Here is an 18,842-nt window from a genome sequence, read left to right on the forward strand (position 1 = left end):
TCGTTTTTAATATTGTGACTAGTATTTTTCAGAGGTATCAATCCGCCCTAATCATTAGGTGACATGTAATTCTTTTCAAAATGTTAGTTCAATTTGAATATGACACGCCTCAAGATCAACAGTCATTCATGTATCAACCAAGCCATTTAGAGATAAACGGCGTCTTGTAATCATTCATTTTTGATAAATTTGAAGTCGAGTAAATTTATTAATTTTCTGATTCTTTTAATTATTTATTTGAACTGGAGGTGAATTGCTGATATTAATTTCACGAAATTATCGAGAGACACACACTCATTCTTGAATCATCAGAATGTAGCAAAGGAGTGCAGTCATAATGTTACTACCATTATTCTTATTTTATTAAAACCTCTCCCGGATCATCTGATTGGTCCTGAATTATAACTAACAATTTACATCTCAATAAAAAACGATATCGGCTTTCAGTTCGCAGGCACTTCGAACGAATCCTGGTTCGGTGCGTGATTTCACGCAAGTAACAGAAGCTTCTTTTCAAAAAAGGAGTTTTACTGGATGTTACTTATTGACTGGCTTAATTCACTGTGTCACTCTCGAATGTCCTTTCGTCGAAAATCACGAAAGAAACATTCACGATTCCCAACCTCAGGAAAATCCAGTCCCCGTCTGGCTGGAGCTATCGATCTCCTGGAACCACGGACCATGCTGACCGTTGCTCCTGTGAGCGACGAGATTGCCTCAGCATATGACCTGGATCTGGTTGCAGAAGAATCAACCCAGTTTCATGCTGAAATTGGGGATGAAGCGACCATGGATCTGGACGTAGACATCTATCAGGTTCAGCTATTGGATGGCCAGGAGCTCATAGTTGACGTAGACGCTTTGCTGCTGGATGACGGAATCAATTCTCTGAGTTCTCTCGACAGCTTGATTCGCATCTTTAGTTCTGACGGGACAGAATTGGCTTCCAATGATAATGGTATCGATCCCGATACTGCATTGTCTGGCAATGATGCCATTCTTTCTTTTATTGCCCCCGCTCATGGAACCTATTTCATAGGTATATCGGGAGCAGCCAACTTAAGCTACGACCCAGAAATTAGTTACAGTGGTAGCATGGCGGAGGTTGGAGAGTATTATCTACAAGTTTCTGTTGGAACTGCTCCAGCCGCACCTGCGTTAAAAGTGGAGAATATTCAGTCCGCATCGACTGGCACGATCACGGGATATGTTGCCAATGATTCTGGTGTTTATATGCCTTCAGTCGACTTTGATTTCGATGGTGATGGCACTGTCGATGATACTGCTTACCCGGACGGCCAAAATTTCTTCAGTCAGGCAATTGACCCCGGCCTCATTGGTGATGGGCTGACCGTCTATGTCAGAGCAAGCGATTATGATTTCATGACCAGCAGTTCGCTGCAATCTCCCTGGTATGCAGTGCATGTCACCTATGAAGCACCAGTCAATGAAGCTCCTGTGATCAGTAATTTAACTCTCGTCAATGATACAGATACCCCCGGAGATCTCATCACAACGGATGCACGTGTTTCTGGTGTCCTGATTGATGATGTTTCCAATTATGAATATACGATTGAATTTGACTTCAATAATGATGGCTATGCCGATGATTCCCAACTCGCAGGGAATGGTAGCAGTTTTACCATTGATGCAGGTAGTTATTTAACTCCTGGAGAGGTGACTGTGAATGTCAGAGGACTGGAGTGGGATGAGTATCTACAAACAACAATTGCTGGCGATTGGTATTCAATCTCGTTTACATATGAAACGGATACGGCATCATCGCCCCAGATCACATCTCTGCAATTGACTAACGACACGGATATACCAGGGGACCATATCACCACGGATTCAGCACTCCATGGTCAGGTTACCTATGTGGGTGACCTGGCTGCAGTCATATTGGAGGTTGATTTGAATGGTGATCAAATTACGGATGAGTTTGCCTATATCGATTCGATGACAGGAGATTTCAGTTACACGCCGGGAGCTCTGTCGCCTGGATCGCACACCGTTTACATCCGCGCCTTTGACGAAATGACATTAGTTGCTGGCGAATGGTCGAGTATTTCCTTCACGCTCGAAGACGAAATGATGGGTGGCGGTACACCTGAGATCACGTCACTGCAGCTATTCAACGACACAGATATGCCGGGGGATAATATCACCACCGACCCGACATTGAGCGGCCAGGTCACGTACATGGGTGACCTGTATTCTGTGATGCTGGAAGTCGATCTGAACGGTGACCAGATCATGGACGATTATGCCTACATCGATGGGATGACGGGGCAGTTCAGCTACACACCGGGGTCTCTGTCGCCCGGATCACATACCATTTCGATCCGTGCCTTTGATGAAATGGCAATGGTTAGCGGACAGTGGTCAAGTATTTCCTTCACGCTCGAAGACGAGATGATGGGGGGCGGTGCGCCTGAGATCACGTCACTGCAGCTATTCAATGACACAGATATGCCGGGAGATAATATTACCACCGACCCGGCACTGAGTGGCCAGGTTTCATACATGGGTGACCTGTATTCTGTGATGCTGGAAGTCGATCTGAATGGCGACCAGATCATGGACGAGTATGCTTATATCGATGGGATGACAGGCCAGTTCAGCTATACACCGGGATCTCTATCGCCCGGATCATATACCATTTCGATCCGTGCCTTTGATGAAATGGCAATGGTTAGCGGACAGTGGTCGAGTATCTCCTTCACACTCGAAGACGAGATGATGGGTGGCGGTGCGCCTGAGATCACGTCACTGCAGCTATTCAATGACACAGATATGCCGGGGGATAATATTACCACCGACCCGGCACTGAGTGGCCAGGTTTCATACATGGGTGACCTGTATTCTGTGATGCTGGAAGTGGATCTGAATGGCGACCAGGTCATGGACGATTATGCGTACATCGATGGGATGACGGGCGAGTTCACCTACACACCCGAATCGTTGACTCCCGGTACTTACACGATTTCGATCCGTGCCTTTGACGAGATGGCGATGGTCACCGGCCAGTGGTCGAGTATCTCCTTCACGCTCGAAGACGAAATGATGGGTGGTGGTGAGCCAGAGATTACGTCCCTTCAACTGTCCAATGACACAGATATGCCGGGAGATAATATTACCACCGACCCGGCACTGAGTGGCCAGGTTTTATACATGGGTGACCTGTATTCTGTGATGCTGGAAGTCGATCTGAATGGCGACCAGATCATGGACGAGTATGCTTATATCGATGGGATGACAGGCCAGTTCAGCTATACACCGGGATCTCTATCGCCCGGATCACATACCATTTCGATCCGTGCCTTTGACGAGATGACGATGGTCAGCGGACAGTGGTCGAGTATCTCCTTCACACTCGAAGACGAGATGATGGGTGGCGGTGCGCCTGAGATCACGTCACTGCAGCTATTCAACGACACGGATATGCCGGGAGATGGATTCACAACCGACCCGACCATCATGGGTTACGTTTCCTATCCCGCCGGCATCGAATATGTAAGTGTGGACATCGATATCAATGGCGATGGCACAATTGAGACTTCTGTCACACCAGATTTTGAGGGCTACTTCAGTTTTGACCCCTCTGCTTATGTTTCTTTAGGTCCCGTTTTAATCAGTGTCCGTGCCGTAGATCAGATGATGGGGATTTCCGGTCAGTGGAGCAATCTCAGCTTTGATCTGGAAGAAGGATCAGGAGGGGAGACAGGTACAAGCCCTGAGATTACATCACTTTCGTTATGGAATGATACTGATGTTCCTGGCGATGGTTATACCACCGACCCCACTTTAACGGGGCAGATTACTTATCTGGGGGACATGATTGAAGTGGCGGTGGAGATAGACGTCGATGGCGATGGATTTGTTGACGCCACAGCCTGGCCGGATATGGGAGGGTATTTTACTTATAATCCACTAAGCTTGATTACATTGGGATCAAATACGATTTATGTGCGTGCACAGGATACGATGACCATGAATTACGGTGAGTGGTCGAGTATCTCCTTCACACTGGAAGAAGAGATGAGCGGGATGACTCCCGAGATTACATCGATGCAACTGTCCAACGATACGGATATGCCGGGAGATAATATCACCACCGACCCGGCACTGAGCGGTCAGGTCACTTACATGGGTGACCTGTACTCCGTCATGTTGGAAATTGATCTGAACGGCGACCAGGTCATGGACGATTATGCGTACATCGATGGGATGACGGGTGAGTTCACTTACACGCCGGAATCGTTGAGTCCGGGCTATTACACGATTTCGATTCGCGCTTATGATGAGATGTCGATGAATTATGGTGAGTGGTCGAGCATTTCGTTCACGCTGGAAGAAGAAATGAGCGGGATGACTCCCGAGATCACGTCGCTGCAGCTCTCCAACGACACGGATATGCCGGGGGATAATATCACCACCGACCCGGCACTGAGCGGGCAGGTTTCGTACATGGGTGACCTGTACTCCGTCATGCTGGAAATCGATCTGAACGGCGACCAGGTCATGGACGATTATGCTTACATCGATGGGATGACGGGTGAGTTCACTTACACGCCGGAATCACTGTCTCCCGGTTACTACACGATTTCGATTCGCGCCTATGATGAGATGTCGATGAATTATGGCGAGTGGACCAGTCTGTCGTTCGAACTGCAGAATGAGCCGACTCTTGTTCCCATAGCCGGAACGGATGCTTTTTTAATCGAACAGGAATCTCCGACTCAATCGCTGGCAGTCCTCGGAAATGATACCGATCCGTTCGGGATGGGGTTGAGTATCACCGCTGTTTCTTCACCGGCATCCGGGACAGTCTCGATCCAGGCTGGCACGCCTGACACCTTGCTTTATACGCCAGCGATTGGTTTCACGGGGACCGAGACCTTCACGTATACAATCACGGATGGAAATGGGGAAACGAGCACTGCTTCAGTAACAGTGACCGTGCACGAACACGATGACACTGTTGCAACAGCCAGAGCCACGGCATTGGTGTTGGACAATGTTGTAACTTATGCGGGAACAATTTCTGATGGTCCCGAGACCGATCTGGATGTGGATCTGTTTGCAATCTCACTGAATGTTGGAGAGATGATACTGGCAGATCTGGATGCTGCTTACCTGGATGGCGGCACAGTTCTCAGCAATTTGAACGGTTTGTTGCGATTGTTTGATGCCAATGGTAATGAGTTGGCTTTGAACGATGATGCCAGTGATCCTGATACAGGAGTTGCTTCAACCGATGCGCTGCTTCGGTTTACAGCTCCTGTTGCAGGTATGTATTACCTTGGGATTTCTGCGGCGTCCAATGACGGCTATGATGCCACCACTGCCGGCAGTGGGACGTCTGCCAGTGGAGGAAGATATCAACTGCAGCTCACTCTCGGTCAGAATCATTACCCCGTCGCAACGGACGACTCATATACTCTTGAAGAAAATAGCACTATCAGTATTGATCTGCTGGCAAACGATCTCGATTCAGACAATCATACCGTAACGTTAGTCGGAGTGACTCAGCCGACAAACGGGACCGTCGTCTGGAGTATTGATGGTCAGACTTCAGAATTAACGGTGGAGTATACACCAGACGCCGATTTTACAGGTACGGATAGTTTTACTTATACGATTACAGATATTTATGGTGCTGAATCGACGGCGACAGTGACCCTGACAGTGGAACCACCGGCACCCAACGAGCCACCACAAATCACGGATCTGGATCTGGTCCTTGATACGGGGGCATTGGGAGATCTCATTACCTCTTATGGCCATCTGTCGGGAACCGTCTCCGATACGGATCAATCCAGTGCGACATATGAAATACAGGTAGACTTCGATAACGATGGTGTCGAAGATTTCTCGGTCAGTGCCAGTGAGTTCTTTGAACTGGATCTGACGGAATATCTGGATGACGGAGAAGTGACACTGCAGGTACGTGCGGGAGAATGGGATACGCAGACCGAGGCTGATCTCTACGGTGAGTGGTCTTCGTTCACTTTCACATACGATGCTCCACTGAGTGCAGGCACTCCTTTCGTTTCAGGGTTCTCACTCGTCAATGACACAGACACTCCCGGTGATCTGATTACTTCTGATGCAACTGTGGGGGGGCTCATCGTCGATGATGGGACGAATAGCGACTATCTCCTGCAGTTTGATCTCGACAATGATGGCTTCGCTGATTACACAGAACAATGGGGAGCAACGCCCGCGTTCAGCCTGGATCTGTGGGATCAGCTCGAATCAGGAGACCATACGATCCAGGTGCGGGCGATCGGACTTTCGTCAGAAGGTTATGGCTACATCTACGGTGTCTGGTCTGCACTCACTTTTACTTATGAGGCGCCCCTGGTCCTCGACGCCACGATTGACTCACTGGAACTGGTGACGGACTCCGGGACTGACTCTGATCAGATTACAATTAACCCCGCGTTCCAGGGGGAAGTCAGTGCCGGCATAGATTATTCAAATCTGACAGTTGAACTCGATTTCCAAAATGACGGAATTGTTGACAGCACGACCAGCGTTGACTCGAATGGCGCTTTTACAGTCGATCCGTCTGCGGAGATCTCAATCGGAGAAAATACCATTGCTGTGCGTCTGGTTGATCAGACAACCGGTGCCATTGGAGACTGGTCTACGCTTTCGTTTGAGTGGATCGTACTGACTGGATTTCAGTTGTCAGACGAATCGATCTCACTCTCGCAGGATACTCTTGCCAGTCTCACGGTTTTGGAAAATGCGGATTACCGTGATCATGCCGTGATCACGATTACAGCTTCACCGGCGAACGGAACGATCGTCAAGAAAACGAATGCTGATCTGACGCGAACCTTTACTTATACACCTGCCGAAAACTTTACCGGCACAGATTCATTCACCTATTCCGTTTCCGATGCCGCCGGGAATGTATCGACGACAACGGTCACTTTTACTGTATTCGCCAACGCGGCTCCGCTCGCAGAAAATGATACTATTGAAACGTATGAAACAGATCCCATTGCAGTAAACGTACTTGAGAATGATTCTGATCCCGATGGGCAGACATTTAGCATCAAGTCCGTCGATACACCGTTGTTTGGTACGATCGAAGTGAACCCTGAGGGCTCAGATCCCGGTACGATTGTTTATACTGCAAATGAACATTTTATGGGCATTGAAACTGTAAAATATACTTTAGAGGATGAATTCGGCAGAACTACGACGGGGATCCTGAAGATTCACGTCAATAAACGGCCTGAGCCGGAATTAATTGGTCTTGGATTAGTTGAAGATCTTGGACTATTAAATCGACAGACTGAAAATGCAACACTGACCGGAGAAGTTATTTCCACACGCGAAAATGAATTCATCAAAATAGAGTTTGATTACAATGGAGATTATCTAGCTGATCAGACTACAAGTCTCTATACACCTCATGATAATTATTTTCGATACGATGTGGGGTTAGATCTCCCCCATGGCAACATAAGTCTATTGGTACGCGCGGTAGAAATAGACTCAAATGGAGATATCATCAATTCCGGGGACTGGAACTATTTCACATTTGAGTATGTGGAAACAATAGCCATCGTTGAAACCCCTGAAGAAATCGATCCCGATGCCGATCTGGTAACTGATTTCGCAGCGGAAATTGTTACCACCGAACTGGTGCGCCTGACAGGAGTGGCTGCAAACACAAATGGGGGTGATTCCCCACTGATTGAATTCGACCTTAATCAGGATATGGTGGCGGATACTAATACGACTCTTACAGCAGGAAGTTTCAGCCAGGATTATACTACAGAAATCGGGTATGGTGAGATTACACTACTGGCACGTACTAAAGATTGGGACGAGATTAGTCAGGAATATATCTACAGTGATTGGACTTCTCTAACGATTACACGTGATGCTCCTGCCAATGATCCCCCCATCGTCTCGCAATTGAATCTACAGGAAGATACCGATGTAGATGGTGATGGTATAACCGCGAACTCTACGATCTCTGGTACAATAACCAATTCAGACGGTTCCGTGAACAATCTGATCGTTGAATATGACCTGGATAGCGATCTATCTTCAGACGGTTTTATCTATACGGATTCATCGGGATCGGGTGAGTTCACAATTTCTTTTCTTCCAGAAATAATTCAAGAAGGTGAAAATACGATATCCGTTCGGGCTCGTGAATGGGATGATAATATTAAACACTATGTCTACAGCGAATGGGCCACCATATCATTTACTTTTGAGCCAGTCGAAGAAGTTCCACTAGGGCTTTCTGAGTTACAACTGGTTAATGATACTGATACTCCAGATGACCTGATTACAACTGATCCAAGAATTTCAGCAATTGTATCTGGTGATCTGACCGGACTGACTGATCAAACAGTGTTATTCGATGTGGACTTTGATGGTATCGCCGATGGAGGCATTGATACAATCGACCCGATTACAGGCGAAGTAATCATTGATCTTTCAGAATATGTCAGTTCTTCGGGTCAATATACAGTTTATCTGAAGGTTTGGGGTTGGGATGTAGACAATTTGACTGCCGACTCAAGCCCCTGGACGGGATTTACATTCACTTATGAAGCTCCTGACTTGGGACTGCCCGAGATATCAGATCTACAGTTACTTAATGATACCAACTTACCCGATGATCAAATCACTTCAGATCCGACACTTACAGGGATGGTTTCTTTTGATGTGAGTTTGCTTGAGAACGTGATCATTGAGTATGACCTGGATGGTGATGGAAACGTAGATGGTTCGGTTCTACCAAGTGAAGATGAAAGTGGCTCCTTCAAACTGGATCTGGCGTTGTATGAATTACAGGCAGGATCTCATACAGTGTCTGTCCGGGCTGGTATCTGGAATCTCTCGATCGTGGGTTTTGAATATGGGGACTGGTCAAATTGCTCATTTAGCTACGAACCAGCTATTGAAACGAATGCTTTACCAGAAATAGTTGCACTTTCTCTGTTTAACGATACTGGAACCCCGGACGACCTGATTACCAGTGATGCCGTTCTCATTGGCACTGTAACTGACAGTGATTCTGATTTAAGTAGCATCCCACTGGAATTCGATATCAATGGCGATGGAGTAGCTGAGGGAACAACCTATGCGAATATTACTGGAGACGGTGGTTTTTTGATTGAGGTTGCCCCGTATCTGGATGGAGAATCTACTTATACGGTCCAGGTTCGGGCAGCACAATGGAATGAAACAACCGGTGAATATGAATTTGGGCAATGGTCTTCGATTACCTTTACTTATGAGACAGAGCTGTTTGAAGATCTCGAGGGAAGTGAACCTCCTCTCGGTGAAACAGAAGGCCCGTTTGATCCGGAAGATCTGGAACATATCACTTTTTTCACGGATCCCCTGGCCCCTCCGATTTCTGGAGAGACTGAGTCCATGGGAGACGCTGCTGTATATCACAGTGAATACGGCAAGACAGGTGACCTTGTAGTTGATTCAAGTTTTCTTTCTACCATTGGGACTGTCGATACAAATGAGTCCACTCCCTTTACTGATACTGTTACAACGACTGACTCAGAGGGAAATATCACTGAAGTGGTCACGACAGTATTGACGACGCTCATCGTTTCCGGAGTAGAAACTGCTGATGGTGAATGGTATCGACGGGAATTGTTTAATAATTCCTATAACATTATCACCACATACACTGCCCTGGATGGTTCTGGTTATGAACTGGAGCAGTTTGGGGACTACACTTATACCATCGAATCCTATGGATATAACGGGAACGCGACTTATCGGGTCAGCGAGACACGCTCTGATGAGTATGTGAATGAACAATGGACCGCGGCTGACCCAGTAACAATTTATACTACCACAGGTATTCAAGAGTTTGAAACAGCGTCCAGTGGATACCAGAAAGCGAATGAGGATGGATTGCTTAAATCAGGTAGTACCTTTATCGCGACACAGTTGCCCGTAGGCAGTCTTTTTGATTCCGTCGACCTCTCTGCTCCTGAGGTAGCTGAAGTGAACTACTTAACTGCAGCATTGGGAAGTCTTACTTCCAGCAGTTATACGGCCTCAGGAACAACAGGTGACGGTGTTACCAATAATCCGGGCTGGTCTCTTGAGAATTCGCAATCCACTGAAACTGACACAGAGGGTGAATCTAATACTACCACGAACTTCGAATATTCCAATACTGTGTTCACTCCGATTGATGTGCTAATTGATTCTTACACAACGACAACAAATTCAACAACGACAACGACTATTGACCACTATTCCAGCCTTACAGGCTCCAAGATTGTTACCTATCAAACATTCGGTTCTCGAACAGAGTACGATGATGGTTCTGTATCGTCTTCTCTGACGCAGTCGGTCACAACTGATATTGATGACACTTATATACTCGACTACACCAAATCCGTTAATGTTGATGACTATAGTGTGCCAGGGGAAAGCGTGATTTCTACTTCTGTGGTCAATAATTCAATCAACCGCACACGGCATTATCTTGATAATGTGACAACGATTACAGATACGGATACTTCTGGGAATGTTACATTTTCAGGAACAGTCTGGGGGACAAACGAAACATCCTATCTCGCATCATACTCTATCGATGCACACGCGAATGGTAGCCGAACCGAAGGGAGCACAACACTTTCTTTTGAAACAATTACTATGGCAAATTCATCTGAAGATGGTTTGATCACAGTCAATATGAATGGTTCATTTGGGATTGGGTATTCCAATCTTGTTAGCGCAAAATCCATAACCGATTTTACCACGGGAGAGAATTTCAGTATGAATTCTGCCTCTAGTTCTCGGGTCACGCCTGAGATCAATGCAGATAGCTACTCAATGAATTCAGAAAACAATGAATATAGTGCAACTACATTATTGACTGAGTCTAATTCCGGTGGTGTTATTTCAGTCAATGGAACAGTCCAGACTCAGGGAATTGGTGGCGGCATTAACATGTATGACCACAAAGTGACCACCAATGTTGTCACGCCGGATTCAAATAGTTACAGCCATTCATATGACTACAGAACAGGTACATTTTCTACGACAACAGATGGAGATGCGACTATAACTGATGGTGTAATCGACATGACTGTAACCAACAGCTATCGTGTACCGATCGGTGAAGGAAAGTTTGGAAACGGTGGGAACAGCCACCATAATTCAAGTACGACAGACACATCCAATCCTGAAAAGGTAATCTCAACCACATCGAATGGTGTTAGCGATAATAACACGAGCGGTACTTTTAATATTGACAATTACATTAGCGTGCACACAGTAGGCGAGACCTCAACCACGACGGGTCACACCTCTTATGACGAAGCCGGCAAATCAAAATGGTTCAGCCAGTCAGATTCCAGTGTGACTGTGGTTGATACAACAGCAGGTGGAACCACTTCATATTACTCAAAGGAAACCGGTAACAATGATAAAGGGGATGGGCAATTTTCATCCAGTATCAACTCAAATATTGATAATGATTCGACTTCTGTTACTACACATTATGAATCTAGTGGAAATGGGAATGCTGGATCGTCAGTAACAATATCTGTTGGTAAGTTGACAGGCAGTCTTCAGAATTCAGATGGCTCTGATTTCCAGGGAACTATTGATCAATCTACTGTAGATGGAATCATTGATAACAATGGAGCAGTTAGTGGGACAGGGTTTGATGGTGGAAGTGGTGTTTCAAATTTCAGCATCAGTACATCAGTAGAGACCGTGAAGTCAGGTACTTTTTACAAATATGATAATGGTTCGGATGATATAGATGGTACAGGGACTTTTTACGATGACAATTCAGCCGATACCACTACAATCACCACAGTCAATGCGTCCGCCTATTCCCAAACCACCGTATCACCACAAACAGGATTATACAAAGAGAGTTCCCGTAATCAGAAGAATTCATCAGAGACGTTTGAGCTTGAGCGCAGTAGTTCTAATGTCGACGGAAGTTTTTATGCAGACGGTTCAAGTGCCACTACAACAGTCACTCGTTACGATGTAGATGGTAAGTATGAAACAACAGATGATACAGGCACAGACCAACTGGTTACCATGAACAATGTCAATGGCCTGTCTGGAGATCGTTCATCAATCAGTTCCTCCAATGTAGTATCTGTGGGTTTTTATGATGATCATGTCAACGGGACTGAAGACAGATATACAGATGGAAGCAGTCTCTCTTCAACCATCAGCCAGGGGGGATCGGTAGTCACTATTACCACCAACAGTTCCGATTACTCGGAAGTGAATACTGTTGATACCAGTCAAGAGAATCTCACGCTAACGGAAAATTCTTACCAGTACTCCGACGTGACTGATAATGTTAAAACAATCAATTCAGATTATTATAGAACACAGGGAATTATTGGAAACACCAGTTGGAATTTCGATCATTTCACTTCAAATGGACAGACTTCATTTGATAATGATTCAACAAAAGAAGCACGGATTGATGAAAATAACTATGAAAAACGAATTAATCAGAGCAATGGTACGGGAACAATCTCTGAAGGAGGACACAGCCGAAGCGATTCATTCAGTAATGGAACTTCCAGTTCCAGCTCTTATTACCACAGCGATCCACGAAGTAATTCGAGCAGCATCGAGATCAAAGATCGCTACTCTGCGGGTGCAGAAACGAGTAATGAACTTACTTCGTCTGGTAACTCACATGTCCATGACGAATACAGGACACAGAATGTAAGTTCCGGATCACATCAGTCGGTTGACAGTAGAACTCCCGTTAATGGATCGAAAAGTGTTACAGTAATTGCAAATTCCTGGTCATCGGGAGAAGATTCCTGGAATAACTTTGAAAAGTCATTCGGGGAGAAAACCGGATCAACAACCAGCCCTCAAGATCCGAATGCCTCAATCACTTTAGATTCTGTTTTTGAGGAACATTATTTTGAAAACAAGGGAGGGGGGACGTTTTCAAAATCTTCTAACAGTCAAACAACAACAACAACTTCGAGTGGTGGAGAAACAAGTTCCGGAACATCCTCCAACTCAAGTTCCAGTTCATTTGAAACAACGATTACTAAAGAAGATTATACTGAAGAGAATACAACAGCTCTTACAACCCGGGAATCAATCCCGACAAAAATCATCTCTGAGAAAAACAATTATAATTATTCCCAGGTAGTCCAGAACATGACTACTTATACAACTTCTTCCACCGATTTAGCGGGGAACACTACGACTGTTTCTGGTACAACAGCCCAAGACCCGAATTCGTCAGAGAATATCGAGATTGATGTGGGAGGGAATGTTTCGATTGTACTTTCAGGCCCTGTCGCAAAAATCAAAGGCAATTCGAACTGGAGTTCTCTGGATCGTATGCGTGTCGAGGTGGATAACGGCAGTAGTTTTTCAATAGATACAACGGAGGTAGATGGAGAGTCCAGCTTTCAGGCATTTATTAACACAGCAGTAACAACAAGTGCCAATGGAGGAACTCAAAAAGAGGGTACAGCTTTTTCCAAATCAGATAGAGACGAAACGAAGACGGTAACAACCGAGAGCCAGACAACAAAGTTGAAAGGGCAATGGAGTACATCTAATACGACATTTCTTGATGTAGTAGAGAAACGAAAATCCGTAGACAGAGAACGTATAATTACTAGCGGCTACGCGAAACTCGATTATGACACAAATAGTGAGGAAGTCTGGTCAGGAACTAAAACAGTAGACAAAACTGACTATCACTATAAATGGAAAAGGATCATCCAGAAAACGCCTCCCGAAAATTCCTTCCTGAATGAACGAGTCTACTGGGCGGATGAGAATGCGAATGGAGTAGAAGAATTCCACACAAAAAGTGTAAGCAACTTTACTGAGGAAATGTCGGAAAAGGAAACAAAAACAAAAACCAGTCTTACGCTCAATAGTGAAGGAGAGTACGAGAGCCCAGTGCAACAGCTTTATTCCGATGACTCAAGTACGACGGTATCAATTGAAAACGGTTATAATAAATCAGGAGTTGATACAGATCACAATTGGGTCGAATGGGATATAAGAGCGGATTCAATTAAGCATACAGTCTATAATACAACTCGTGAAATCATCGGTAGTGAGAGTAAATATAAAAAAACAATGCATCAGAATGGAGAGCATGAATTCGAAGAAACTCTCACTGTTGCAAGTGACAAGACGACAACTGACGAAAACATATCACACGAATGGGAACCATCCAAGAAGTCACAAAACTCTGTGTCAAAGACGGTGGTATTATCTACCAGAAAAAACATCAGAACGACTACGGGAGTCTTGAATACTGAAGGAATCGTTGTTGTTACGAGTACGTTACGTACTGAAAATGAATCATCAACGATTAAAGATCTGTTGATCAGTACCAAAACCCAAGAATATTCCGTAGAAAATGATATTGAAATGAACCAGAACGGTATCATGGTTTCAGGAAAACAGATTCTGACCAACTCGGGTAACAGTAAGTATCATAAAAAAAGTAAATCCTCATCGATACAAAAGCAGCGCTGGAATTCTGAAACACAGACTGTAACTGGAGAACAAATTACTAGTATGGAGGCTAAGATTGAATCATCCTACGATTTTACAGAAGATGAAACACTGGAAGTAGGTGAACTCGATTTTTATCATTATCGAACCGAAAACGGAAATACAAAAAACTCTTATGAATCTAAAGCGACACAAAGCTTTACAATCGGTCCTGGTAGTTCTGTTGAGACAGGTTCGATTACAGGATCTGCTACCGTTTCGATTGATATGACTTTCCACGAAGATGGCTATTCTTCGGGTAGTTATTTTTATATCGGCATGGATCCCGATGATCCCGAAAATCCCACAGGCGTCATGGTTCCCATTTCAGCTTACAGCAGTGGCTCGCAGACGGTAAAAGTGAGCCTGAGTGACTCTTATGATCCCGCCACAGAAAATCTCTCATTTGTCCATGTTCCAACAGTCGCTGTTGAGGAATTCACTTACGATTCTGATTATGAATTTGCACATCTGATTCCATTTTACTATGAGTTTACATTTGTAATTGCTTACTTTGATGGTTATTTCGATGGAATTGACCATGTCGACTGGATTCAGGATCAGGGGTTAACTCCGATCGCCCTTAATGGTTTTGGGACTTATATGACTTTTGAGGAAGTCGATGATCTAAATCCAAGTTTTACCTCTGGTTTGATGGATTTGCTGGCAGAGAACTGGTTTGCAATTCTAAATCCTGAGATGGCATCGATTCTCGATCTCTTTGGTTACAACGCAAATGATATCATCGTACAAGTCGGAGTCGAGTTTGAAAATGGTGCACTCTTTGATCGAGCAAGAGGCGGAATAGATGGTTTTCTGGACAAAATTAATCCATTAGATCAGTTCTGGAGTATCCCCGATTTAGGTGTCGGTTTTGGCAATGAAGAAGCTTACGAGAGTGGTTACGATGCTGGTGCTGTCGTTGGCATTGGGACCAGTATTGCACTGAGTGTCTTTGGTCCAGGCCTCGTGCAATGCGGCTCGCTCGCCCAGCGAGCTCTGCAAGGCTATGAACTTGCTAATTTTGCCGGTAGTATGGGAGCTGCTGCAGAAACCATTGCCAATGGTGACACCAGTGCTGGCGGTTTAATGAATATCGCCGGCGCTGTACTCTCCATTATTGGACTGAAACGCGCTATGGGCGGTTGCTTTGTTGGAGATACACTTGTTGTGGTCCCCGAGGAATTACAGTTTGAACCGGAATTGGCTGGTCTGCTGCCAGATGCATCTTCAAAAACGGAGTGGGATCTTTCTACTGTGATCATGGCTTCAATAGCGATCCCAGTCGGCTTAATCGGCTTCGGTATGATCGAACGGCAGAAAAAGAAACAACAGCCGTTTGCCCACTTGGACCGCATCTTCGTCGAAGATGATTTCAAAGAGCTCTGGCACCCTCGTCAGAAAGCCCCGAAAAATTCAACATCCCCCTATTTTCGTGTCGCCCGGGATCTGCATCCAGAAACAGGGGCGACTTCCATTGCCCCTGGCGGTAAATTCAATCCACGGAAACGCAGCTTCAGAAAGCGAGAGGCAATGCACAACAGCCCCCCCGAAACTTCCGGCAGCCAGCATCCTGCTAACGCTGCTCCGCGCCCCCATTCCCGCCTCTGGGGTGGTGTCAGCATGATGGGACTATTGTGTCTGCTGGGAACCTTTTTGATTTCCGGCAGCCTGTTCTGGCTGGCGGCTCCGGAGACAGAGCAACAGGCTTTAATAGCCCCCTCAACGACAGTTCCACTGACTCACAAGAAGATTCAGGATATCCAGCCTGGCCAATGGGTCAAAGCCGAAAACCCTGCTGAAGAGGACGACCTGGAATTCGGCAGACACGTGGACCCAACCACCTGGAAACTGCTGACCTGCATCGCCCCAAAACTGGACGGCACAAAGGCCCGCGTACAACTCCTGCGTCCGGATCTCTGGTTAAGTCTGCATCATGCCGCTGTGGGAGAGACCATTTATATTTCTGTCCCCGAATGTGGCATCGACGGAAATGCGCAGGTTCTTGAGATCGCGAATTGCCCCCCAATAGCCGTGAACCCGGGCCCCGGTTTTCAGATTGTCACCGGCACGTTCCAGCATGAAGCCGCTCAAACACTGGATATCTCGGTTGAGGATGAATTAAAACCGATCGGCACGACACCCAATCACCCGATCTGGAGTGTTGATCGGGAAGCCTTCGTCCGGGCCGACAGCCTCTCCGTCGGCGAACAACTGCAGACCTTAAACGGCATCGCCCGGATCACCAGCATCACAGCCCGCGGCCCGCCGGAAACGGTTTTTAACCTCGAAGTTCAGGTGAAACACACCTATTTCGTAACTGACTCCGGAGTGCTAGTTCATAACGGGGGGACTTGCCATATAAGTCCTAATACAGGGAGACCTGTAAATCTAAATGGACGAATAAGGCAAATTAAACCCGCAAATGGACAAACTCGATTTACCCCACTAAGAGACAATGGAAATCCTGTTGCAGCTGGAATGGACCATGTGAAGGCAAGGCACTTTCCAGGAAGTAATAATTCTCAATCAAAGTTCACAGTTTCTGTTGACAAATTAAAAGAAGTGTTACAGAGCAAAATTGTGCGACAAGCACCATTGAAACAAATAGGTACTGGACGACAGGCTATGTGGTCTCGTGACGTTGATGTCAAACAGATAATGGGACGGACTCGTGCAGCTGATGGCGCCAATCCAACTTCTTGGATTAGAATATTTGTTGATGAGGCAGGTAACTTAATTTCGACATTCCCCATACCTGGTACATAGAAAATGATAACTTCCAAGTTATTAGAACGATCTCTAAAAGCAGCAATAATAGAAGCAAACAAGGTTGACGATAGTCTACAAAAAAGAGCCTTGCTCCAGTCACTCTTTGAGAGTTTGAACAAAGAACTTGTGACTTTAGTCACTAAAAGTCATGCTGAAAAAATGCTTAGTGCTTGGCTAAGTAAACGAAATGAATTTCCGCTAGCTGCCTCACGATTGGTCATATCAGATCTTGATCGGTTAGTAAAATGTGTTACTTGGGGGCAAAAAGATTCTGCCATCGCTGGTGTGATTGAGATTATCAAGTTAGCCATTACAGTTCGTGCTGGTGATTGCAACAAATGTCTCGGTGAAGAGTTAATTTACATGTGGGATAAAAAAAGTAACAAAGTTATTTGTCAATGCGATTTGTGTGATAATAAACAAGACTTAAACGGAAATATCATATCTGAAGAGACTGTTCAATGTGTGCCGACTTCATTTCAGTTATTTACTATGGGACTTATCAATGATTTGAACTCCCCCCCTTAACCGCAGCCAGAACTTGATATACTAATCAGGATTTGACCTTGCCCCCAACCTTGTACCAGTTGGAATGTTAAAGATCCAAGTTTAAATCATCCCTGTCACGCCAGGGATGATTTTTTCGCGAATTCCATCGGGGTCTGGTTTCCCAGTGAGCTGTGTGGGCGGTTTTTGTTGTAGTCCAACGTAACCGGCCCACGAAATACACCTTGACGTGTATCGTATTCTGAATGTGTTTCAACCCCAGCATATTCAGGAGCGAATGCGATGCCCATATCCCAGCCAACACAACGTGCCGATCAGCGGCGGAACCCGGACCGCGAAGCGTTCTGGCGACAAACAATTTCAGACAGGCTGCAGTCCGGGCTCTCGATCCGTGCCTTTTGTGAGCGTGAGGGACTCAGCGAACCAGCTTACCATTACTGGCGACGCGAATTGAAAAAGCGAGATGCCGAGAACACCGCTGCAACTTCCTTCCTGCCCATCGAGCTCCCTCACCAACCGCTTCCCACGCCGATTGAAATCGTGTTCTCACACGGCACCACGGTTCGCGTCGGAAACGGCTGTGATCGGATCACTCTCGAAACCGTGCTCGCCGCGTTGGAGCAGCGCACATGCTGAATCTGCCCACCCGCATTTATTTCTGCACGGTCCCCACCGATATGCGAAAAAGTTTTGACGGCCTGCTGCGGATGACCGAAACCTACCTACAGCAAAACGTACTCGACGGGGGGCTGTTTGTGTTCCTCAACAAGAAACAGGATCGCATCAAGCTGCTGTACTGGGACCACGATGGTCTGGCCATCTGGTATAAACGGCTGGAAGCGGGCACGTACCAGCGTCTTTCCGGTCCAGAAGGCACACATGGTCTGTCTCTTTCGTCCACCGATTTGGCACTCCTGCTGCAGGGCATCGACCTGACCAGCGTGCAGCGCAGAAAGCGCTATCAGATTTCAGAAAAAGTATCGACTTCATAAAAAAACAGTTCCCGCCTGACA

At 46.0% G+C, this 18,842-nt stretch carries 3 protein-coding genes; all 3 read left to right on the top strand.

Going from position 1 to position 18,842, the window contains the following annotated elements:
* Nucleotides 1-17,322 precede the first annotated feature (17,322 nt).
* Entirely contained in the window at nt 17,323-17,850 is a 528-nt protein-coding gene (locus GmarT_RS15440; protein ID WP_002643599.1) for a hypothetical protein, read from the top strand.
* 261 nt (nt 17,851-18,111) lie between these two features.
* Nucleotides 18,112-18,465, top strand: a complete 354-nt coding sequence (gene tnpA, locus GmarT_RS15450) for an IS66 family insertion sequence element accessory protein TnpA (RefSeq protein WP_002643598.1) — start codon at nt 18,112-18,114, stop codon at nt 18,463-18,465.
* On the top strand, nt 18,459-18,821 hold the full coding sequence (gene tnpB / locus GmarT_RS15455; RefSeq protein WP_002643597.1) for an IS66 family insertion sequence element accessory protein TnpB: 363 nt from the start codon (nt 18,459-18,461) through the stop codon (nt 18,819-18,821). Before tnpA ends, tnpB begins: the two co-directional genes overlap by 7 nt.
* Nucleotides 18,822-18,842: the final 21 nt, after the last annotated feature.

Origin of the sequence: Gimesia maris (assembly GCF_008298035.1) — a bacterium.
Classification (GTDB): domain Bacteria; phylum Planctomycetota; class Planctomycetia; order Planctomycetales; family Planctomycetaceae; genus Gimesia; species Gimesia maris.

Bases quoted from the DNA above. Each gene is read 5' to 3' on its own strand.
- tnpA (WP_002643598.1), top strand. From the start codon at position 18,112: ATGCCCATATCCCAGCCAACACAACGTGCCGATCAGCGGCGGAACCCG.
- GmarT_RS15440 (WP_002643599.1), top strand. From the start codon at position 17,323: ATGATAACTTCCAAGTTATTAGAACGATCTCTAAAAGCAGCAATAATA.
- tnpB (WP_002643597.1), top strand. From the start codon at position 18,459: ATGCTGAATCTGCCCACCCGCATTTATTTCTGCACGGTCCCCACCGAT.